Below are 20,553 nucleotides of genomic sequence, written 5' to 3'. Positions count from 1 at the left end.
TGCTCCAGACCGCGGACTATGTCCGAGCGTTGGGTGTCACGTCAGACTGGACGCATCCTGACGAGATCGAGGTCATGGTGGCGACGCGGATCAAGCGGCAAGGACGGCTATGGGGTGACAGGCCGTTGGAGTTTCATGCGGTGCTCTGGGAGGCTGCGCTTCGCCAGCAGATCGGTGGCCCGGACGTGATGCGGGCGCAACTGGACCACTTGCTGGAGATGGCCGAATTGCCCAACGTCCATGTGCAGGTGCTGCCGTTCCGAGTCGGGGCGCACCACGCCAGTGGCGGGTCGTTCAACCTCGTGTCCTTCGAAGAAGACGGTGCTCTGGACGTCGGCTACGCCGAGGGTGTCGCGGCTACTGTGTGGGCGGAGGGGGCGGAGAGCAGCGCCGCGTATGCCCGTGCGTTCGAGCGGGTGTCCCGCATGAGCCTTGCGCCGCATGCCTCCGTGGACCTGATTGCGGCCATCAGTAAGGGTATGTAGACACATGAACAGCTTTGAGTTCGTGAAGTCCAGCTACAGCGGAGACACGACGGATTCGGACTGCGTGGAGGTGGCCACCAACGTGGTGGGGACCGTCGCCGTCCGGGACAGCAAGCAGACGGCCGGGCCGGTCATCCGGGTCACCGACACCGCGTGGGCGGCCTTCGCGGCGGCGCGGTGAACTCCGTCACCGTGTACTGGCGGCCCGGGTGTGCGTTCTGCATCAAGCTGCGCACGCAACTGCGGGTGGCCCGGATCCCGTACCGGAAGGTCAACATCTGGCGGGACCCCGACGCGGCGGCCTTCGTCCGTAGCGTCGCGGACGGGAACGAGACAGTGCCGACGGTGGTCGTCGGGGACCGCCCCGCCATGGTCAACCCGAGCCTCCGGCAGGTCCGCGACGCCCTGCACGGGTGAACGCACGCGCACTGCCTGGCGGCTCAGGCAGACGCGGCCGGGTCGCCGAGCGTGCGCAGCCCATCGATGGCAGCCGGAGAGAGCACCTGTTCCCGCAGGTCCGACACCGGAATCCAGCTCACCGCATCAGTGGAGCCGTTGACCTCGGCCACCTCAGCCGCGTTTCCCTTGAGTCGGACGGCGTACCACAGTCCCGGAGCGAAGACCGGTGACGACTCCGACAGCCGAGTCAGCAGTAGCCGCCCCGCCTCCGGCACGAGCGCGTACGCGGATACACGCATCCGTACCTCGGTCATGAACTTCTCCCCCACTGAACCTGCCGACAGCTTGTCGAGCTCCAGTCCCGGGCCGGAGGACGGTCCCGGTATCGCCGGGCCGCGCACGCAACCCGGTCACCCGATGAACGACTCGGGGCCGAAGAACCGACCCCAGGTCACGAAACCGGCCAGGACGACGTAGACCAGGTCCACCACCACGAGCTTGTACTCCTGGCGCCGGAGGCGGGTGATCGCCGCACCGATCACGAGCAGCACCAGGCCGAGGGCTGACAGCGGCACCAGAACCTGCGCGATGTCGGGCGCGGCGGGCAGAGGTCGCAGTCAGATCCAGGTCCAGCCGTGACCTGATCGTGCACGCTCGTTCCGGACCGGCACGACTAGGGGCGGCGCGCTGGTCGCGCACCGCCCCCTTCGCCTGCCCGCCCGTGGATCAGTAGGCGTCGTACTGCCCGAACCAGTCGATGACGTAGTGGACTTCCCGGCTGCTCTGGTTCCAGAAGTCGATGATCCCGTAGGGGCCCGGCTTTGCCTGGACCAGGTTGGGAACGGTTTTGCCTGCCGTCCAGTTCAGAGCGGAGGAACCGGGACGTGGGGGCGGGACCGGCCGTCCGTTTCGGTATGCGTCCGCCGAGTACGGGTCGGGGGCTACCGAGAGGTAGCCCGGACCGCTGGTGCTGGTGACGGTGACGTTCAGGACGTAGGCCTCGACGGGGAGACCATTGCGATTCCCGGAGTCCATGTTCAGGGGGAAGTATCCACCGGCGGGACACGGCCATCCTGACCAGCGGCGGGAGTCAATGAGCCGCCACGGGGCGGCGCTGATGCCGGGCGTCGAGCTGGTGAAGGCCGCCTTGCTGTCCTTGCTGTAGTAGCCGACGACGTCGACGACGGCGTCTGTTCCGGCCCAGGATCCGTTGCGGATGTTGATCTTTCCGTCGGCGCCCACGGGGATGATGACCGAGTTGGCCACGGTCTGGCCGGCGGTGAAGTTGAGGTTGGAGGTGGCGGGAATGGCCTGACCGCTCGGGTAGACCGTCAGGTATCCGGCCTGCTGCGGGTTGGTCACGGTCACGTTGAGTGCCACGGCACTCGCCCCGGCCGGGACACCTCCCCTGCCGGTGATCTGCACGCCGATCTCGTTCTGCCCGGGTATCTGGCGCCTTGACGCACCGAGGCCTTCACGGGTGTCGACCAAACGCGCGGGGTTGAGCGAGGTGTAACCGTTGGACGCGGAGCGGTCGAAATAGCCGGTCACGTCCGCGATCAGGTCCACGGCGTTCCAGCCGCCGTTGTAGAGCTCCACGTACCCGTCCTTGCCGATCGGCACGATCACCTGGTTCGGGACGGTCTGGCCGGTGGTGTAGTTCAGGTTCGACGCCTCAGGCCGCGTCTTGTCCGCCGGGTAGGCGGACACCCAGCCGTCGGCGGTGGTGTTGGTGACCGTCACGTTGAGGACCACTGCGGCGGCCCCTGCCGGGACCTTCGCATTGCCCGCGATCTTCAACCTGACCGGCGAGTACGCGCCGACCTTGGCCTGTGCCGCGCCGATGCCGGCGCGGGTGTCGAGCAACCGGGTGGGAGCGTGCGGCACGAAGAAGGAGCCCGCCGTCGAGAACGGGAGCTGATTGACGGCCTTGACGTTGTTCACGCTGTCCGTGGCGGTCACGGTGATGTTGTAGTCGCCGGGCCTCGGGTACGTGTGCTTCTTGTCGCGCAGGACCTCGCCACCGATGGCGGTGGCCGTGTCCTGGGTGCCGTCGCCCCAAGCGATGACGACCTCGTGGGGGACGGGCGCGCCGTTGTAGAGGTTGACATTCAGGGATATTCCGCGCGCGGTCGAGATCGAGCCCGACATCGCGATTTCGAGGTTCGAGGTGCTGCCGGAGGCTTGTGCCGACACCCCCTTCGTCCCGCTGCCGGACAGGGCCGTCCGGACCGTGCGCTCGGCCGGGCTGTGGAAGGTCCCGGCCCCGTCGGCAGGCGCCGCGGCCAGTGGTGCGGAAACCCCGGGCACCGCGGGACCGGTGGCCTGTGCCGTGCCCGGTATGAATGCCACGCCGGCCGCAATGGCGGCAGCTGTAACTACGAGTCGGCGACTACGCACCGGCCCCCCATTTTCTGTTGACTGCTTGAACGAGTTCGCATTCGAAAGCCCGCTCAGAGTACAGATCACGCCGTCCCGCCCACGGACCGCCTGCCACCGCCATCGCGGGCCTGGTTCATCCCCGTTCCGTACGTGCCCCCGCGTGCCCCCGCGCGACTGCGCGGACCCCCTTGACGGGCCCCGGTGGCGGGGAGACGCTCCCGGGTCTGGCATTCGTACGGTTGCAGCTGGGGGGCGCTATGCCGGAGGAGTCCGTCCAGTCGGCGGGGGAGTTGCGGGCGCGGCTCGCGGAGCGCGGGGCGCGGTGGTCGGTCCTGGAGCACCTGGCCGACGACGAGCCCGTACCGAGGCCCTCGCTCGGCCTGGAGCCGGGGGCGAACCTGACGCCCGCCGAGGCGGTGGGGGTCGTCGATCTGCGGGGGCTCATCGGGCACGCGAGCGGCAATCCGCACCTCACCCGGCGCCGCGCCGCCCACGGGCTGCTGGCCGATGAGGCGAGGACGGCCGCCGCCCGGCCCGCCGCGGTCGACTGGCGCAGCCGCTGGGGGTGGCCGTGGATCACCAAGGTCAAGGACCAGAACCCCTGTGGCTCCTGCTGGGCCTTCGGCGCCGCCGGCCTGGTCGAGTCGATGGCCCGCATCGAGCACGGGGTGTGGGCGGAGCGCTCCGAGGGGGACGTCCACGACGGCCTCCGCTTCTCCTGCGGGCAGGGGTCCAATCCCGAGACCGCGCTCGACTGGATCAGGACCAACGGCGGCCTCGCCGACCCGGACTGCTGGCCCTACAGCACCCCGCCCGCCGGTCTGCCGGCCTCCCGCCGCGATGCCTGGCGGGCCGAGTACACGCCCAGTTGGGACCGTTCGGGCCGCACGGTCCGGATCGGCGAATACGTCCGGCTCGGTGACGTGGAGCAGCAGAAGGTGTGGCTGGACACCGTCGGCCCGCTCACCGCCTGCTTCGACGTCTACGACGACTTCTTCGGGCTCGGTTCGGGGGTCTACCACCGTACGAGTGATCAACTGGCCGGTGGGCACTGCGTGTTGATCGTCGGCTACGACGACGCGGCCGGCTGCTGGCTGTTCAAGAACTCCTGGGGGGCCGGCTACCACGTCGGCGGCTACGGCCGGATCGCCTACGGCGAGGTCAACATCGACTACTGGGCCAAGTGCGGCCTGCGCGGCACCAACATCGACCCCTGGAGCAAGCGCCGCCTGCACACCGGCAACGTCTACGAGAGCGGCAACGGCCGCGCCCACCGCAACTTCGAGCTGCTCGCGGCGACGACGGGCGGCCGCCTCCAGCACTGGTGGCGCGACGGCGACGCCCCGTTCGCCTGGGCCCGCGGCGGCGTCTTCGCGAACGACGCCTCCGGCCGGCCCGCCTTCACCGGCACCACCTACAACCGCAACATGGAGTCCCTGCACGTCACCACCGGCGGCCGGCTGCGCCACTGGTACTACGAGCAGTCGGCCCGCGTGTGGCGCGACGGCGGTGTCTTCGGTCCGGGCGACGCGGCGGTCGGGTCCACCCCGGCCTTTATCCAGAGCGACTACGGCAAGCCGGGCAACTTCGAGGTGGTCGTCCGCACCGCCGACGGCCGCCTGAACCACTGGTGGCGGATCAACGGCGCCCCCTGGACCTGGAACGACGGCGGCCGCTTCGCCACCGGCATCGCCCACTACGGTCCCGCCCTCGTCCAGACCCGCAGCCGCCACCTCGACCTGGTCGCCACCCGCACCGACGGCCGCATGCAGCTGTGGTGGCGTGACGACCCGAACGGCTTCGCCTGGCGCCCGGGCGAGGTGTTCGGCGCCGGGGCCTGCTCCGCGCCCTGCCTGATCGAGGCCCAGTACGGGGCGGCCGACGAGGACACCGCCGGGAACTACGAGCTGTGCGTGGCCGTGGTCGGCGGCCGCGTCGAGCACTGGTGGCGGGGGAACGCCGCCGGCTCCGCCTGGCGGCGCGGCGCCGTCTTCGGGCACGACGTCGCCTCGGTCACCGGGATGCTCCAGGGCAGCTTCGGGTTCAACCTGGAAGTGATCGTGCTGCGCACCGACCGCCGCCTCCAGCACTACTGGCGCGACGGCGCGGGCTGGCACGAGGGGTCGGTGATCGGCCCGTCCGATGTGTGAGCGCCGGGAGGTCGTGGCGGGTGGAGGTACGGGAGGTCGCCCTCGCCGCCGGTGAGTCGTACGAGCTGAGGCTCACCGGGCGCGGGGCGCGCGGGTACGTGTGGACCTGGCAGGTCACCGGTGACGCGGACGCCGTCTCGGTGAGCGAGGCCGCGCCGGCCCCGGCGGAGATGCTGCCGGGCGCCTCCCTGGAGCGGACGTACGTGGTCCACGGCCGCTGCCCGGGCGGGCGGGCCCGGATCCGCTTCGCGCAGGTCCGGCCGCCGTACCCGCAGGAGGCGCCGTACGACGAGTTCGTGCTGGAGGTGGAGGTCAGGGCAGCGAAGGGCTGACCGCTCCATCACCGCCGGTTATCGATCGCTTCGATCTTCGTCGTGGTGCGGGGAGGGCGGGTGCTCCTAGGTTCGTGGGGTGAGCGACAGCCACGAGCCGAGCCCGATCCCCGGAGGCCTTCCCATGTCCGACCAGGCAGTCCGTTCCGTCCTCGCCGACTACTTCGACGGCCTCCACCACTGCGATACGGAGCTGCTGGCGCGGGTCTTCCACCCGGAGGCCGTCTACGCCACGGCCACCGAAGGGCCCCTGTTGCGGCTCGGGATGGACGAGTACCTGCCGATCGTCGCGCGCAGGGAACCGCCGGCGGCCCGCGGGGAGGCCCGCCGGGACCGGATCGTCTCGGTCGAGTTCGCCGGGCCGGTGACCGCGCTGGCCCGGGTGGAATGCGCGATCGGCCCCCGCCTGTACACCGACTTCCTGACCCTGCTGCGGGTGGACGGCCAGTGGCGGATCATCGCGAAGGTGTTCCACTTCGAGACCGTGCGCGCGGCCCCGTACGTCCTGCCGGTGGACGAAGCTCCGGTACACCCTTCGACGCAGCCGTGAGCCAGGGTCGTCCACATCGCGGACGTCGCCCGGCTTGCACCCCTGTTGTATCTATGCTGTGCGCATGCCAGCCGCCACGGCCACGAGTGCCGCCCCCGCCACCGCCGCCGAGCGCGTCTACCAGCACGTCAAGCAGGGCGTCCTCGATCGCCGCTACGAAGGCGGCACCCTCCTCACCGAGGGCGAACTCGCCGATGCCGTGGGGGTGTCCCGTACGCCGGTCCGCGAGGCGCTGCTGCGGCTGGAGACCGAGGGGCTGCTGAAGCTGTACCCGAAGAAGGGCGCGCTGGTCCTGCCCGTCTCCGCGCAGGAGATCAACGACGTGCTCGAAACCCGGCTGCTGGTCGAGGAGTTCACCGTCCGCAGAGCCGTCCCGGCACCACCCGGCCTGCTGGACCGGCTCGCCGAGCTCGTCGAGGAGCAGCGCCGGCACGCCGCCGAGGGGGACCTCCCCGCGATGATGGCCGCCGACCGGGCCTTCCACGCCGAGATCGTGCGGGCCACCGGGAACCAGATCCTCACCCGCCTCTACGACCAACTCCGCGACCGGCAGCTGCGGATGGGCGTCGCCCTGCTGCACGCGCACCCCGACCGGCTGGAGCGGACGCTGGCCGAGCACACCGAGATCCTGGACGCCCTGCGCGCCGGGGACGCCGACACGGCCGCCGCGGCCGTCCGCGGGCACATCGGGCGGGTCGACGCGCTGGTGCGGGGGCCGGGCCGGTGACCGCGCTGCCCAAGGACCCTCCCGGCGGCCGCAGGGCCGTCGCCGTCTGGTGCATCGGCGTCGCCGTCTACTTCGTGGCGGTGATCTTCCGTACCAGCCTGGGCGTGGCCGGCCTCGAAGCGGCGGACCGCTTCCACGTCAACGCCTCCGCGCTCGCCACCTTCTCCCTGCTCCAGCTCCTCGTCTACGCGGGCATGCAGGTCCCCGTCGGCCTGATGGTGGACCGGCTCGGCACCAAGAAGGTGCTGACGCTGGGCGCGGTGCTCTTCACCGTCGGACAGCTCGGCTTCGCGCTCTCCCCCTCGTACGGAATGGCGCTCGCCGCCCGCGCGCTGCTCGGCTGCGGCGACGCGATGACCTTCATATCGGTGCTGCGGCTCGGCAACCGGTGGTTCCCCGCCCGGCGCGGGCCGCTGGTGGCGCAGCTCGCCGGGCTGGTCGGCATGGCGGGCAACCTCGTCTCCACCCTCGTCCTCGCGCCCGTCCTGCACGGGGTCGGCTGGACGGCGGCCTTCGCGGGCAGCGCGGTGGCGGGGCTGATCGTCCTGGTGCCGCTGGTGCTGTTCCTGCGGGACCACCCCGAGGGGCACGAGCCGCCGGCGCCGCCCGCCGTCGCGTCGCGGGGCGCCGGGGGGTCCCCCCGGACGGAGTCCGGGGGAGGCTTCGTACGCCGCCAGATCAAGGAGTCATGGAGCGAGCCCGGCACCCGGCTCGGGCTCTGGGTGCACTTCACCACCCAGTTCCCGGCGATGGTCTTCCTGCTGCTGTGGGGCATGCCGTTCCTGGTGGAGGCGCAGGGGCTGTCGCGGAACACCGCGGGCGGGCTGCTGACGCTGGTGGTCGCCTCGAACATGGCGCTCGGGTTGGTCTACGGCCAGATCATCGGCCGCCGCCAGTCCTCGCGGATACCGCTCGCACTGGGCACCGTCGGGCTCACCGCCCTGCTGTGGGGGTCCGTCCTGGCCTACCCGGGGGACCGGGCGCCGATGTGGCTGCTGGTCACCCTGTGCCTGGTGCTGGGGACCTGCGGCCCGGCGTCGATGATCGGCTTCGACTTCGCCCGGCCCGCCAACCCGACGGAGCGTCAGGGCACGGCCTCCGGAATCACCAACATGGGCGGTTTCCTCGCCTCCATGACGACGCTGCTGGCGGTGGGCGTCCTGCTGGACGCCACCGGGGACGACTACCGGATCGCCTTCTCGACGGTGTTCGTGCTGGAGGCTCTGGGCATCAGCCAGATCCTGAGGCTGCGGGGGCGGGCGCTGGCCCGCGAGCGGGAACGCGAACACGAGCGCGCCCGCACGGCGATCCCGGCCCAGGGCGCCGGCCCCCGCCCCGTACCGGCACCGGCGGAACCGGGGCGGGCCCCGGCCTGAGGTGGGCGGCTGACCACCCGGGCACCGTCAGCCCGGTTCCCGACCGTCCCCGAACCCGCTCTCCCGCAGGCGCACCAGCCCTCTCTCGGCTCGCCGACGGACCTCGTCGTCCTGGTCGACGGCCAGCTGTTGGACCGCGTGCTGTGCCTCGGGGTCGCCCGGCCACCCCTCCACGAGTGAGTCGGCAGCCCAACCGCGGACCGTGGCATCCCGGTCGGCGGCCAGCCACAGAACGGCATTGCGGCATCCGGAGTCGCCCGGCCACTCCTTCGCGAGCGCATTCGCGGCGGACGCCCGGACGCCGGCGTCGGGGTCGTCGATCAAGCGCAGGAACGCGCTTCGGACGTGGCGGTCGCCGGGCCACCCCTTCACCAGCTCGGAGGCGGCCCAGAGGCGGATCGTGAAGTCGTTGTCGCCGGTCAGACGCAGGAAGGCATCGCGGCTTTCGGGGTCGCCCGGCCATCCCGTCGCGAGCGCGGCCGTGGCGGACTGGCGGACGATGCTGTCCGGGTCGTAGGCCAGGCGCAGCAACGCGTCCCGCCCGGCCGGGTCGCCCAGCCAGCCACGCCTGAAGGCGACGGTGGCGGACTGGCGGACCTCTGGATTCGGGTTCTCGGCCAGCCGGAGGAGGACCCCCGCCACTTCGTCGTCGCCCGACCAGCCTTGCCCGAGCGCCTCGATGGCGTACCGGCGGACCTCTTCTTCCGCGTCGGTGGCCATGCGGAGGAAGGTGTCGCGGCCCGAGCGGTCGCCCGGCCACCCCTGCGCGAACGCGTCGACGGCCCACCAGCGGACACTCGGGTCCGGGTCGGCGGCCAACCGAAGGACGGCGTCCCGCGCGGTCAGGTCGCCCGGCCAGCCGTGCTTGAGGGCGGTGGTGACGGACTTGCGCACTTCGGGATTCGGGTCGCCGATCATCCGGAGGAGGACTCGCGCCACTTCGCCGTCGCCCGGCCAGCCTTGCCCCAGCGCTTCGGCGGCGAACGCGCGGACACCCGCGTTCTGGTCCCCGGTCAGCCGGAGGACGGCCGCCCGGGCCTCGCCGGTGTGGGACCAGTTCGAGGTGAGCGTTGCCGTCGAGGCAACGCGGGCGTCCGGATCGCTGAGGCGGGTCGAGGCGAGGAGGACATCGAGTTCGGCGTCCGGCTGGAGGAGGCCGTCTCCGGCGGCGGTCCGGCGCAGGGTCTGGACCGTCTCCTCCTCGCGGGTGTTGACCTCGTGCACCTTCGCCAGGGCCGCCGCGATGTCGTCCAGGGCGGGCCGGGTGAGGAGGTCACCGGCCAACAGGGGCTGGGCGGGGGCTCCGGCAGCCGGGCCGGCGAGTGGGAGATCGGCGGCGTCGGGGTGCGCGGCGAGGCGTTGGATCTCGGCGCGGGCACGGTCCCACAGCTCCTCCAGCACGCGCATCCGGGCGGCGACGCGGTCTGCCTCCTGCCGGGCGGTCGACTTGTGCGCCAGGGCCTGCCGGGTCTCCTCGCGCAGGCCGTCGTTCCCGGCGATGATCTCGCGCAGCGCTTGGATGATCTGGAGCAGGGTCTGCATCAGGACACCCGCGTCCCGCAGGGCGTAGCGCAGCCGCGTCTCCGTGTGCAGGACGCGTTCGAGTTCCAGCTTCACGGTCAGGACGGCGACCGTGTCGGGCGGCGCTTCCGCGGTGGCGCGAGGAGCCGGGAGGGGCGCCTCGGCCACCGCCTGGAGCAGCGACTTCGCCTGGGCGCACCGGCTTTCGTACTCCTGCCGACTGAGACCGGCGACCCGGCTGGTGATGCGCAGGAACTCCACCGTGAACGGCCAGGGCGGCTTCGGCTGGGCATGCCCGCCGAAGACGCGGTCGATGTGCGACTTGGAGCAGGCCATCGCACCGACGGGCCCGCCCGGATCGGCCAGGGCCGCCTCCTTCAAGGACCGCTCGATGTCGCGGGAGCCCATCCCGGCCTGCTCGGCCTGCGCCCGCAGGAACGCCCCGTACCGCTCCCACCCCATCGCGCCTCCAGCGCTGCCGCTTCCGGATGTCCCTGGCGGTCCCGGGCGCCCGGGGAATTGCGTACCGCCGCGTGTCACGGGCCTGCGCGGTGTCCCAGGCCGTCCCTGGGCGTCCCGGCCCGTCCCTCGCCCAGGTGGGGACAGGCCCGGAACGCTCCATCGTCGCCCTCACACCCAACCCGTGAAGGAGACGACATGAACCTCGCAGAGCTCGCGCAGCAGCTCCTGGCGGCCGCCGTGGCGGAGTTCCTCGGCGCGCTGGCGGCAGCCTGGGCGTGGCGCCGGCTTTCCCGCCGGCTGTCCCGCCGCAGGGGCGACGGCCAGTGACGGGTGGGCCCGCTACGGCGTCACGGCGAAGTTCGCCAGGATCGCGTCCGCCAGTTCCGGGTCGCCCTCGATCTTCACCCGGTCCGCGACGGTCCGCGGCCGTACGCGGCCCGCCGCGAGGCGGACGTACGTCTCCCAGTCCAGGGTGAGCGTGACCGCGGGGCCCAGCGACGGCGACTTGTCCAGCGTCCCGCGGCCCTCCGCGTCGACGCGTACGGTCCGCATGAACTCCAGCGGGCCGTGCACGTCGATGACCACGGCCGAGTTCGCCGGCGCCCCCGCCAGCTTGGCGACCACCTTCGGCAGCCCGGCCAGGAGGATGTCACGCGCCACGTACGCGCCGGGGGAGTCCCAGTTGCCCGGTACGCCCAGCGCCGCCCGCAGGTCCTGCTCGTGGATCCACACGTCGAACGCGCGCAGCCGCAGCGCGTGCTCCAGCGTCACCTGGTCGCCCAGCGGCCCCCGCACCATCGTGTCCGGATCCCGCTTCTCGTTGCGCAGCTGGCGCGAGCGGCGGATGACGGTGTACTCCAGCTCCGAGGTCATCTCCGGCGCGGTGTGGTGACGGCGTACGTCGACCTGCACCTCCATGTACCGGCTGAACTCGTCCACCACGTGGCGCAGGTCCCGCGCCACGGTGTGGATCGGTCGGGGGTCCCCGAGCTGCTCGCATTCGATGCCGATGATGTGTGACACGACGTCACGGACCGACCAGCCCGGGCACGGCGTCGCCCGGTTCCAGTCGCCCTCCGCCAAGGGGAGGACCAGCTCGGATATCGCCTCGATGGAATGCGTCCACGCGTCGGCATAGGTCTGGAGGCTGGGATGCGGATGGACGGTCAACGGGACCCCTCGCGGTGCTGTTCAGTGGCGCGTTCGGAAGCATGGCTCGCTTTCCAAAACTACGCTGCCGGTGAGCACCCCGGCAGTGCTTTCGTGTGACGATCGTAGGCCCGAGTTGACGGCTTGAACGCCAGGACGGTGGTAGTGTGCGCGCCTCGCTGATCCAAATCGCAGTGAACGAGGGCGAGTCGGTGTCTTCCCGACGTGCCCGGGTGGCCGATCTCGTACGGGAACAGGCCGGGGCGGACCTCGTCGTCCTGCCCGAACTCTGGACGGTCGGGGCCTTCGCCTACGAACTCTTCGAGACCGAGGCCGAACCGCTCGACGGCCCGACCTTCGAGGCCATGTCCAAGGCCGCCCGCGACGCCGGGGTCTGGCTGCACGCGGGCTCGGTCGTCGAGCGCGCCGGCGACGGCTCGCTCTTCAACACCGCCCTCGTCCTCTCCCCGGAGGGCGAGCTGGCCGCCACCTACCGCAAGATCCACCGGTTCGGCTTCGACCAGGGCGAGGCGGTGCTCATGACCGCCGGAGACTCCCTCACGACGGTCGAGCTGCCGGAACAGACCCTCGGCCTCGCCACCTGCTACGACCTGCGCTTCCCGGAACTCTTCCGCGGCCTGGTCGACGCCGGCGCCACCACCATGGTCGTCGCGGCGGGCTGGCCCGCGCGCCGCCGCGCGCACTGGACCCTGCTGAACCGGGCGCGCGCCGTCGAGGACCAGTCGTACGTCCTGGCCTGCGCCTCGGCCGGCACCCACGCGGGCGTCGAGCAGTCCGGACACAGCCTGGTGGTCGACCCGTGGGGCGAGGTCCTCGTCGAGGCGGGCCCCGGCGAGGACGTCCTCACCGTGGACCTCGACCCGGCGAAGGTCGCCGAGACCCGAGCCCAGTTCCCGGCCCTCAAGGACCGTGTGCTGGGGTTGCGGGCGCCGCGCTAGATTCACCAACGACCTTCTTCGGCTGCCGAGTTGCTCATACGATCTGTCGCATGGGGGACGTGTTCGCGCAGGGTGCGACCTTGGCCGGGGGCCGGTACCGCATCGACGGATTGCTCGGCAGCGGCGGAATGGCACAGGTCTACAAGGCCTACGACCTCAGCCTCGGGCGGTCGGTGGCGATCAAGACGATGCTGCCCGGACTCGCCCTCGACCAGGGCCTCCCGGAGCGGTTCCGGCGCGAGGCGCAGGCGATGGCGAAGCTCGGGCACCCGAACGTGGTGACCGTGCACGACACCGGCGAGGAACCGCGCCCGGACGGTCCGCCGGTGCCGTACTTCGTGATGGAGCTGGTGACGGGGCCCTCGCTCGCGGACCGGCTGCGCACGGCCGGCGCGCTGCCGGTGCCGGCCGCGGTGCACGTCGCGGACCAGATCCTGAGCGCGCTGGAAGTCAGCCATGAGCGGGGGCTCGTACACCGCGACATCAAACCCTCGAACATCCTGCTGGCCGAGGGCGGCATCACGAAGGTCGCGGACTTCGGGATCGTCCGGGCGATCGCCGCCGCCGGGACCGCGCTGACCGGCTCCGGGATGATGATCGGCACGGCGCACTACGTGTCGCCGGAACAGGCGCGGGGCTCGGCGGACCTCGACGGGCGCTCGGACCTCTACGCGGTCGGCGTGCTGCTCTTCGAGATGCTGACGGGCCGGCCCCCCTTCGACGGGTCCGACGTGTTCGCGATCGCCCTCCAGCACGTGAACGACCCGCCACCGACGCTGGCCTCGTACGGGCTCCCGGGCCTGCCGGGGCTGGAGGGTGTCCTGGCCCGCGCGCTGGCGAAGCGCCCGGAGGACCGCTACCGCGACGCGGCGCAGATGCGCACGGCCCTGCGGGCGGCCGGTGCGGCTGCGGCGGCTCCCGTGGTGGCTCCGGCGCCGCCTCCCGTGGCGGCGCCCGCGACCACGCCCGCCCCCCGCATGGCGACCATGCCCCTCCAGGCCCCTGTTTGGGCGCCGCCGCCCCCGCCGCGACGGGTGCGAGTCCGCCACGCCGTCCGGCTGGGCGCCTGCGCACTCCTTCTGGTGGTCGCGTACGGGTTCGGCATCGTGGCCGACATGAACAACACGATCTGGATGGCGTACGCCATGGCGGGCCTCGCGGCCCTCGGGGCGTTCGGCGCGCTGCCCCGCCGGCTCGACCGGGACGGGCCGCCCACGCCCGCGCTCAAGGTGGTCTCCTGGATCGTGTTGTGCCTCAACCTGTACGCCTTCGTGATCGGATGCGGGGGCGTCGTGGCGATCCGCGACAAGATCGAGGATCAGTCGGCCCCCGCCCTCTCTCCCTCCCGCTCCTTCTCCGCCATGCGGATCACACACACCGCCACCGCCACCAGCAGCGCGGCATCCGCGTCCTCCCGGATCACGTCCACCGCGTAGGTCTCGCGGATCCGGTACCACTGTCGGGAGATCAGCGCGAGCAGCTCCCCGTCGTACTCGACCTTGAACTCGCGGTCCAGGATCCGCCCGCTGACATCGAGCTCCGTGCCCTCGATCAGGGTCACGAGGAAGTGGTTGCGCAGCAGCGAGAACCGCTTGCGGCGGATCACCGCGAGCCGCTGTCCGTCCCGTTCCAGGGTCATCGCGTCGCGGAGGCTGACCAGCTGCTCCCGCAGGGTGATCAGGATGCGCCCGTCCGGATCCTTGAGCTCCAGGGTGTCCCGGAAGCGGAGCGCCTTGCCGTCGACGAGGAAGGCGTGGCGCCCGTCCTCGTCCTCGATCCAGTAGTCGTCCCCGATGGCCAGCACTTTGTCCCGTACGAGGTATTTCATGCGCTGATCCGTGCCCGCGATAGGTTGCCGCCATGCCTCTCCTCTACGTGACCGACCTGGCGTACCCGGCGCGCGGCCGCCGCTACTGCGACGAGGACATATTCCTCACCTCCCGGCTGCGGGCCGCCGGCTTCGAACTCGCCCTGTGCCACCCGGCCGACGCGCAGGCGCTCGCACCCCTCGGCTTCGACGCGGTGGTCGTCCGCAACAGCGGCCCGGTCCTGCACTACCAGCAGGCCTACGACTCCTTCCGCGCGGCCGCCCTCGCCGCCGGGACCCGCGTCTACAACCCGCTCACCGGCCGCGCCGACATGGCGGGCAAGCAGTACCTCCTCGACCTCACCGCCGCCGGCTACCCGGTCATCCCGACCGTCGACGACCCGGCCAGGCTGTCCGAACTGCCGCAGGTCCCCTCGTACGCGGTCAAGCCCAAGCAGGGCGCGGACTCCATCGGCCTCACCTTCACCGCGAACCCCGAGGGCCCGGCGGGGGAGGTCCTCATCCAGCCGCGCATCGACTTCACGTACGAGGTGTCCTTCTACTTCGTCGACGACGCCTTCCAGTACGCCCTGTACGCCCCCGACCCGGCCCGCCGCTGGGAGCTCGTCCCCTACGAACCCACCGCGGCGGACCTCGACTTCGCCAGCGCCTTCGTGGAGTGGAACACCCTCGGCCACGGCATCCAGCGCGTGGACGCCTGCCGGGCGCCTTCGGGCGAGCTGCTCCTCGTGGAGCTGGAGGACCTGAACCCGTACCTCTCCCTCGACCTCCTCCCGCCCGAGGTCCAGGACGCCTTCGTCACGGCGCTCACCAGATCCCTGCACTCCTTCCTCGGCTCCACCACGGCCTGATGTCAGACCCGGCTGTCACGCTTTTCCCATGGACAAGCAGACGTTCTGGAAGCTGATCGAATCGGCCCGCGCGGACGCGGAGGCGGACGAGGTGGCGCCCCGCGCCGCGGAGCTGCTCGCCGAGCTCTCGGAGGCGGAGATAACCGCGGCCCAGCAGGTGCTGTGGGACCTCCTGTCCGAGTCGTACCGCGCCCCGCTGTGGGCCGCGGCCTACGTCATCAACGGCGGCTGCTCGGACGACGGCTTCGACTACTTCCGCGGCTGGCTCCTCACCCAGGGACAGGCGGCCTACGAGGCGGCCCTGGCCGACCCGGACTCGCTGGCCGCCCACCCAGGGGTCCGCGAGGCCGCCGAGGAAGGCCTGGAGCTGTGGGACGAGGACGCCCTCTCGATCGCCTGGACGGCCTACGAGTCCGCCACCGGCCGCGAACTGCCCGAGGACTCCTTCACGATCAGCTACCCGCCCCTGGACCCGTCCTGGGACTTCGACTTCGACGACACGGAGGAAACCGCCGCCCGCCTGCCCCGGCTGAGCGCGCTCTTCGACTATTCGTAGCGGTACAGCAACGACTCGCGCTCGCTCTGCCGAATGTCCTCGATGGTCAGGTCGGGCAGGTTCAGATGGGACAGGGTGACCTCGGCGGAGCTCGGTACGGCGTCCTCGGCGAGCCACTGCTCGGGCTTCCAGGCGTTGCCGCGCAGGAACGCCTTCGGGCAGTGCTGGTAGGCCTCCTCGACCTCCACCACGATCGCGCTGCGCGGCGGCTTGCCGACGGGGGTCAGCTGCTCCAGCAGACCCGGGTCGGCGGAGACGCAGGCCCGTCCGTTCACGCGCAGGGTGGCGGCCCGGCCGGGGATGACGAAGATCAGACCGGCCCGGCCCGTCTCCACGATGTTGCGGCTGGTGTCGAGCCGCTTGTTGCCGGTGGCGTCCGGAACGGCCAGGGTGAACTCGTCCAGCACGGCCACGAACCCGGGCGGACCGCCGCGCGGAGTCACGTCGCACGTCCCGTCTTCGCCCGCGCTGGCGATGAACACCAGCGAAGACCGCCCGATGACCGCCCGGGCGACCTCGTGGATCCGGTCCACGGCCTTGCGCCGGACCAGCTCGCTCGGCTCCTCGTACAGCCCGCTCAACTCGGCCGTGCTCCGGACGGCGGTGGCGTTCAGTGCATCGAATATGCGCCTGCTCGGCGGCGTGGTAGCTGTCACGCCCACGCACGCTAGCGGACGTGATCCAGGCGGCGACCGGATGGCAAGCTTGAACCATGAACGATGCCGTCCCGGCGCCCACCCCCGCGCCCGCGCCCCGCCGTGCCCGCCTTCGTGCCCCCGAGCTGATCGGCAAGGGGGGCTGGTTGAACACCGGCGGGAAGGAACTCACCCTCGCCGACCTGCGAGGTAAGTGCGTTATTGTCGATTTTTGGACGTTCTGCTGCATCAACTGCCTGCACGTCCTCGACGAGCTGCGCGAGCTGGAGGAGAAGCACCGCGACACCGTCGTGATCATCGGTGTGCACTCGCCGAAGTTCGTGCACGAAGCCGAGCACGCCGCCGTCGTCGATGCCGTCGAGCGGTACGAAGTGCACCACCCGGTGCTGGACGATCCCGAGCTCGCCACCTGGAAGCAGTACGCCGTACGCGCCTGGCCCACGCTCGTCGTGATCGACCCCGAGGGGTACATCGTCGCCCAGCACGCCGGTGAGGGCCACGCGCACGCCATCGAGCGGCTGGTGGAGGAGCTGGAGGCCGAGCACGAGGCCAAGGGGACGCTGCGGCGCGGGGACGGGCCGTACGTGGCGCCCGAGCCGGTCGCGACCGACCTGCGGTTCCCCGGGAAGGCGCTGCTGCTGCCCGGCGGGAACTTCCTGGTGTCGGACACCACGCGGCACCAGCTCGTCGAGCTGGGCGCCGACGGGGAGAGCGTCGTACGGCGCATCGGGAGCGGGAGCCGCGGGTTCACCGCGGACAGTTTCAGCGAGCCGCAGGGGCTCGCGCTGCTGCCCGACGGGAGGGTCGTCGTCGCAGACACCGTCAATCACGCGCTGCGCGTCCTCGACCTGGAGAGCGGGGCCGTCGAGACCGTCGCCGGGACCGGGCGGCAGTGGTGGCAGGGGTCGCCGACCTCCGGGCCGGCCCTCGAAGTCGACCTGTCCTCGCCGTGGGACGTGGCCTGGTGGCAGGGCAAGGTGTGGATCGCCATGGCGGGTGTGCACCAGCTGTGGACCTGGGATCCGACGGAAGGGACCGTCGAGGTCGCGGCCGGCACCACCAACGAGGGGCTGCACGACGGGCCCGTCGCCGAGGCCTGGTTCGCCCAGCCGTCCGGGCTCGCCGCCGCCGGGGACCGGCTGTGGCTCGCCGACTCCGAGACCAGCGCCCTGCGGTACGTGACGGACACGCCCGACGGGTACGTCGTCGAGTCCGCGGTCGGCACGGGCCTGTTCGACTTCGGGCACCGCGACGGTGACGCCGGTCAGGCCCTGCTCCAGCACCCGCTCGGGGTGACCGCCCTGCCCGACGGCTCGGTCGCGGTGTGCGACACGTACAACCACGCGCTGCGGCGGTTCGACCCGGCGACCGGGCAGGTGTCCACGCTCGCCACCGATCTGCGCGAGCCCAGTGCCGCCGTGCTGGTCGGCGAGGACATCGTGGTCGTGGAGTCCGCCCGGCACCGGCTGACCCGGCTGCGGCTCCCCGAGGAGGCGGTACGGGTGGACGCGGTCGCCCACCGGACGCAGCGGGCCGCCACCGAGGTGGCTCCCGGCACGCTCCGGCTCGACGTGGTCTTCCAGGCCCCGAGCGGGCAGAAGCTCGACACCCGCTACGGGCCGTCGACGCGGCTGCTGGTCTCCTCGACGCCGCCCGAGCTGCTCGCGGCCGGCGAGGGCGCCGGGACCGACCTGTTCCGGGAGCTGGTCCTCGCGGACGACGTCACCGAGGGCGTCCTGCACGTCTCCGCGATGGCGGCGTCCTGCGACGACGCCCCCGACAACGAGTACCCGGCCTGCCACGTCCACCAGCAGGACTGGGGCGTGCCCGTCCGCGTCACCGCGGACGGGGCCGGCCGGCTGCCCCTCGTCCTCGCCGGGATGGACGAGGGCTGATCCCGGGGGCCTTCCTGGGGGCTCAGCCCTCCAGGAAGGCCACCAGGGCGTTGGCGAGGAGGTACGGGTCGTCCGCGCCGCACAGTTCGCGGGCGCTGTGCATCGAGAGGATCGCGACGCCGATGTCCACGGTCTGGATGCCGTGGCGGGCGGCCGTGATCGGGCCGATCGTCGTGCCGCACGGCATCGAGTTGTTGGAGACGAAGGTCTGCCACGGCACGCCGGCCCGCTCGCAGGCGCTCGCGAACACCGCGCGCCCGCTGCCGTCCGTCGCGTACCGCTGGTTGACGTTGACCTTGAGGATCGGGCCGCCGTTGGCGCGCGGGTGGTGCGTGGGGTCGTGCCGCTCACCGTAGTTGGGGTGTACGGCGTGCCCGGTGTCCGAGGACAGGCAGATGGTGCCGGCGAAGGCGCGGGCGCGGTCCTCGTACGTGCCTCCGCGCGAGAAGACTGAACGTTCCAGCACGTTGCCCAGCAGCGGCCCGTCCGCGCCCGTGTCGGACTGCGAGCCGTTCTCCTCGTGGTCGAAGGCGGCCAGCACCGGGATGTGGTCCAGCTTGCCCGCGGAGGAGACCGCCGCCAGCGCCGCGACGCCCGCGTGCACCGACAGCAGGTTGTCCATGCGCGGGCCGGCCAGCAGCTCGCGGTCGCGGCCCAGGTAGGCGGGCGGTTCGATCGAGTGGACCATCAGGTCCCAGCCGGCCACCGAGCCCTGAGGCAGGCCCTCTTCCTCCTCCAGGAAGGCGATCAGGTCGCCTTCCTGGACCTCGCCGAGGCCCCAGATCGGCTGCATGTGGCGCTGCTTGTCGAGCTTGAGCCCGTCGGTGTTCACCGACCGGTCCAGGTGCACGGCGAGTTGGGGCACGCGCAGCAGGGCGCGGTCCACGTTGACGAGGCGTTCGGTGCCGTCGCGCAGGGTCAGCCGGCCGGCCAGGCCGAGGTCCCGGTCCAGCCAGGTGTTGAGCAGGGTGCCGCCGTAGATCTCGACGGCGATCTGCCGCCAGCCCTGGGAGCCCGTGTCCGGCAGCGGCTTGACCCGCAGGTTGGGGGAGTCGGTGTGTGCGCCGATGATGCGGAACGGGGTGTGAGCGGCCGCGCCCTCCGGGACGTACCAGGCGATGAGCGCGCCGCCGCGGAGCACGAACTTGCCCCCGGTGCCCGCGTCCCAGGCGTCCGTTTCCGACAACTGCCTGAAGCCTGCCTTCTCCAGCCGCTCGGCCGCATTGGCCACGGCGTGGTACGGCGACGGACTGGCCGTCAAAAAGGTCATCAGATCGTCGGTGTGGCCGCGGTCGAAGCGGTCGGGAGAGCTCATGTGGTTCACCTTAACGACGGTCGTGTACGCCATGGCCGGACTGCGGCGGATAGCCGGTTGGTCGGGGCCGCGAGGTGGTTGATCCGCGATCCCGGGGCGTTTCAGCCCGGCGGGCGCTCGAAGCGGCGCTGCAGTTGTCTGCGCTCGCCCCGTCGGATGCGCGGGAGCATCTCCGGGGTCTGCGCGGAGCGCTGCGCGCGTCTCTTGCGTCCGGCGCAGAAGATACAGGCCTCGCCGGGGGGCGCGTCGGGGTCGATGGGTGCTCCGGGGTGCTCGGAGCAGCCCGAGGCGTTGCGGGGGCGGGACAGTTCGCGGGCGACCATGAAGGCGCGGTGGAGGTCGTCCGCGATGCGTACGAACTCGTCGGCGGGCGAGGACAGGCCCAGGTGGAAGCGCTGGTCCTCGACGGTGCGCAGGTACCGGCGCAGCAGTTGGAGGGTGTACGGGCCCTCGGGCACGGGGTAGCCGAGGCGGCGCTGCTCGCCGGCCGCGGGGGCGGCCGGGCGGGCGCCGTTCAGGCGTTGTCCGAGGCGGCGCCGGTCGTTGCAGATGAGGCAGCGGCCCCAGCCCTCGGGGGCCTCGGGGTCGAGGGCGCCGTTGGGGTGCTCGGGGCAGCCGGTGTAGCTCCTGGCGGGGGCCAGGCCGGCGGCGGTCTGGAAGGCCAGGTAGAGCGCGTCGGCGATGGCGTCGTACTCGGCGGGGTGGGCGCCGTCGTACAGCTCGCGCAGGTGGTCGCCGAGGCTGCCCAGGCTCGCCTGCAGCTCCTTGAGGGCGTACGGGCGCCCGGTGGGGACGGAGTACCCCCTGCTGCCGTGCTGATCCTGTGGGCTCATGCGTACGAGCGTCCCATGAACGGCTGACATCGGGGAAAACCGCAGTACACGGCCTTGCCGCAGCGCAGCGCAGCGCAGCCCTGCGCTGCGCTGCGCTTGAGCGGGGCGGGCGGGGTACGGGCGGGCG

At 71.8% G+C, this 20,553-nt stretch carries 23 protein-coding genes; 14 read left to right on the top strand and 9 right to left on the bottom strand.

Features of this window, described 5'->3' with window-relative positions:
- From ACFV9H_RS38745 to ACFV9H_RS38735, 3 genes are all read left to right on the top strand, one after another.
- Positions 1–485, top strand: a 485-nt coding sequence (locus ACFV9H_RS38745) for a DUF5753 domain-containing protein (protein ID WP_385408215.1), incomplete at its 5' end; no start/stop codon positions are given.
- A 4-nt stretch (positions 486–489) separates the two neighbouring features.
- Positions 490–666, top strand: coding sequence for a DUF397 domain-containing protein (locus tag ACFV9H_RS38740; protein WP_385408213.1), 177 nt, complete (start codon positions 490–492; stop codon positions 664–666).
- Positions 639–902 (top strand): glutaredoxin domain-containing protein, encoded by a 264-nt coding sequence (locus ACFV9H_RS38735; protein ID WP_385408211.1) that lies wholly within the window; start codon positions 639–641, stop codon positions 900–902. The genes ACFV9H_RS38740 and ACFV9H_RS38735 overlap by 28 nt, the downstream gene beginning before the upstream one ends.
- Positions 903–925: 23 nt before the next feature.
- On the opposite strand, the gene ACFV9H_RS38730 is transcribed toward ACFV9H_RS38735, so the two are convergent.
- The 3 genes from ACFV9H_RS38730 to ACFV9H_RS38720 all read right to left on the bottom strand — a co-directional run bounded on the left by ACFV9H_RS38730 (position 926) and on the right by ACFV9H_RS38720 (position 3,236).
- Entirely contained in the window at positions 926–1,198 is a 273-nt protein-coding gene (locus ACFV9H_RS38730; protein WP_385408209.1) for a hypothetical protein, read from the bottom strand.
- Positions 1,199–1,294: 96 nt separating this feature from the next.
- Positions 1,295–1,462, bottom strand: a complete 168-nt coding sequence (locus ACFV9H_RS38725; RefSeq protein WP_385408219.1) for a DoxX family protein — start codon at positions 1,460–1,462, stop codon at positions 1,295–1,297.
- Positions 1,463–1,610: 148 nt separating this feature from the next.
- Positions 1,611–3,236: a PKD domain-containing protein gene (locus ACFV9H_RS38720; RefSeq protein ID WP_385408207.1), complete on the bottom strand. Its 1,626-nt coding sequence runs from the start codon at positions 3,234–3,236 to the stop codon at positions 1,611–1,613.
- A gap of 287 nt (positions 3,237–3,523) precedes the next feature.
- Between ACFV9H_RS38720 and ACFV9H_RS38715 the strand changes: the two genes are divergently transcribed.
- From ACFV9H_RS38715 to ACFV9H_RS38695, 5 genes are all read left to right on the top strand, one after another.
- Positions 3,524–5,416 (top strand): C1 family peptidase, encoded by a 1,893-nt coding sequence (locus ACFV9H_RS38715; protein WP_385408205.1) that lies wholly within the window; start codon positions 3,524–3,526, stop codon positions 5,414–5,416.
- 20 nt (positions 5,417–5,436) lie between these two features.
- Positions 5,437–5,748, top strand: a complete 312-nt coding sequence (locus ACFV9H_RS38710; RefSeq protein ID WP_385408203.1) for a protease inhibitor I42 family protein — start codon at positions 5,437–5,439, stop codon at positions 5,746–5,748.
- Between the two features lie 124 nt (positions 5,749–5,872).
- Positions 5,873–6,298 carry a nuclear transport factor 2 family protein gene (locus ACFV9H_RS38705; protein WP_385408201.1) on the top strand — a complete coding sequence of 142 codons (426 nt, stop codon included), beginning with the start codon at positions 5,873–5,875 and terminating at the stop codon, positions 6,296–6,298.
- Between the two features lie 64 nt (positions 6,299–6,362).
- Positions 6,363–7,025, top strand: coding sequence for a GntR family transcriptional regulator (locus ACFV9H_RS38700; protein ID WP_385408199.1), 663 nt, complete (start codon positions 6,363–6,365; stop codon positions 7,023–7,025).
- Between the two features lie 5 nt (positions 7,026–7,030).
- A complete protein-coding gene (locus ACFV9H_RS38695; protein ID WP_385408217.1) occupies positions 7,031–8,401 on the top strand; it encodes a nitrate/nitrite transporter in 1,371 nt (456 codons plus the stop codon).
- Between the two features lie 27 nt (positions 8,402–8,428).
- On the opposite strand, the gene ACFV9H_RS38690 is transcribed toward ACFV9H_RS38695, so the two are convergent.
- A complete protein-coding gene (locus ACFV9H_RS38690; RefSeq protein ID WP_385408197.1) occupies positions 8,429–10,384 on the bottom strand; it encodes a HEAT repeat domain-containing protein in 1,956 nt (651 codons plus the stop codon).
- Between the two features lie 195 nt (positions 10,385–10,579).
- Here ACFV9H_RS38690 and ACFV9H_RS38685 point away from each other — a divergent pair, with 195 nt between their 5' ends.
- Positions 10,580–10,711 carry a hypothetical protein gene (locus ACFV9H_RS38685; RefSeq protein WP_385408195.1) on the top strand — a complete coding sequence of 44 codons (132 nt, stop codon included), beginning with the start codon at positions 10,580–10,582 and terminating at the stop codon, positions 10,709–10,711.
- Between the two features lie 12 nt (positions 10,712–10,723).
- On the opposite strand, the gene ACFV9H_RS38680 is transcribed toward ACFV9H_RS38685, so the two are convergent.
- A complete protein-coding gene (locus ACFV9H_RS38680) occupies positions 10,724–11,554 on the bottom strand; it encodes a maleylpyruvate isomerase family mycothiol-dependent enzyme (RefSeq protein ID WP_385408193.1) in 831 nt (276 codons plus the stop codon).
- Between the two features lie 146 nt (positions 11,555–11,700).
- Here ACFV9H_RS38680 and ACFV9H_RS38675 point away from each other — a divergent pair, with 146 nt between their 5' ends.
- Together ACFV9H_RS38675 and ACFV9H_RS38670 are read left to right on the top strand one after the other, a co-directional pair.
- Positions 11,701–12,492 (top strand): carbon-nitrogen family hydrolase, encoded by a 792-nt coding sequence (locus ACFV9H_RS38675; protein ID WP_385408191.1) that lies wholly within the window; start codon positions 11,701–11,703, stop codon positions 12,490–12,492.
- Positions 12,493–12,542: 50 nt separating this feature from the next.
- A complete protein-coding gene (locus tag ACFV9H_RS38670) occupies positions 12,543–13,928 on the top strand; it encodes a protein kinase (protein WP_385408189.1) in 1,386 nt (461 codons plus the stop codon).
- Here the strand turns inward: ACFV9H_RS38670 and ACFV9H_RS38665 are convergent.
- Entirely contained in the window at positions 13,811–14,320 is a 510-nt protein-coding gene (locus ACFV9H_RS38665; protein WP_385408187.1) for an LURP-one-related/scramblase family protein, read from the bottom strand. The genes ACFV9H_RS38670 and ACFV9H_RS38665 overlap by 118 nt on opposite strands.
- A 32-nt stretch (positions 14,321–14,352) precedes the next feature.
- Here ACFV9H_RS38665 and ACFV9H_RS38660 point away from each other — a divergent pair, with 32 nt between their 5' ends.
- Positions 14,353–15,171, top strand: a complete 819-nt coding sequence (locus tag ACFV9H_RS38660; RefSeq protein ID WP_385408185.1) for a hypothetical protein — start codon at positions 14,353–14,355, stop codon at positions 15,169–15,171.
- Between the two features lie 28 nt (positions 15,172–15,199).
- Positions 15,200–15,727: a DUF4240 domain-containing protein gene (locus tag ACFV9H_RS38655; RefSeq protein WP_385408183.1), complete on the top strand. Its 528-nt coding sequence runs from the start codon at positions 15,200–15,202 to the stop codon at positions 15,725–15,727.
- Here ACFV9H_RS38655 and ACFV9H_RS38650 read toward each other — a convergent pair.
- Complete coding sequence (locus ACFV9H_RS38650) at positions 15,718–16,383, bottom strand: MSMEG_1061 family FMN-dependent PPOX-type flavoprotein (protein ID WP_385408181.1); 666 nt, start codon at positions 16,381–16,383, stop codon at positions 15,718–15,720. The two genes, ACFV9H_RS38655 and ACFV9H_RS38650, sit on opposite strands and share 10 nt — an antisense overlap.
- Positions 16,384–16,439: 56 nt before the next feature.
- On the opposite strand from ACFV9H_RS38650, the gene ACFV9H_RS38645 reads away from it, so the two are divergent.
- Positions 16,440–18,278 (top strand): NHL domain-containing thioredoxin family protein, encoded by a 1,839-nt coding sequence (locus ACFV9H_RS38645; RefSeq protein WP_385408179.1) that lies wholly within the window; start codon positions 16,440–16,442, stop codon positions 18,276–18,278.
- A gap of 22 nt (positions 18,279–18,300) precedes the next feature.
- On the opposite strand, the gene ACFV9H_RS38640 is transcribed toward ACFV9H_RS38645, so the two are convergent.
- Both ACFV9H_RS38640 and ACFV9H_RS38635 read right to left on the bottom strand, forming a co-directional pair.
- Positions 18,301–19,593, bottom strand: coding sequence for a M18 family aminopeptidase (locus ACFV9H_RS38640; protein WP_385408177.1), 1,293 nt, complete (start codon positions 19,591–19,593; stop codon positions 18,301–18,303).
- Between the two features lie 101 nt (positions 19,594–19,694).
- The gene (locus tag ACFV9H_RS38635) at positions 19,695–20,426 is read right to left on the bottom strand and encodes a hypothetical protein (RefSeq protein ID WP_385408175.1); all 732 of its coding nucleotides are present in this window, start codon (positions 20,424–20,426) and stop codon (positions 19,695–19,697) included.
- Positions 20,427–20,553: the final 127 nt, after the last annotated feature.

The organism is Streptomyces sp. NPDC059874 (genome assembly GCF_042731135.1).
Classification (GTDB): Bacteria; Actinomycetota; Actinomycetes; order Streptomycetales; family Streptomycetaceae; genus Streptomyces.
The sequence above is the reverse complement of the archived record's forward strand: the minus strand, read 5'-3'. Positions and strand labels throughout refer to the sequence as shown.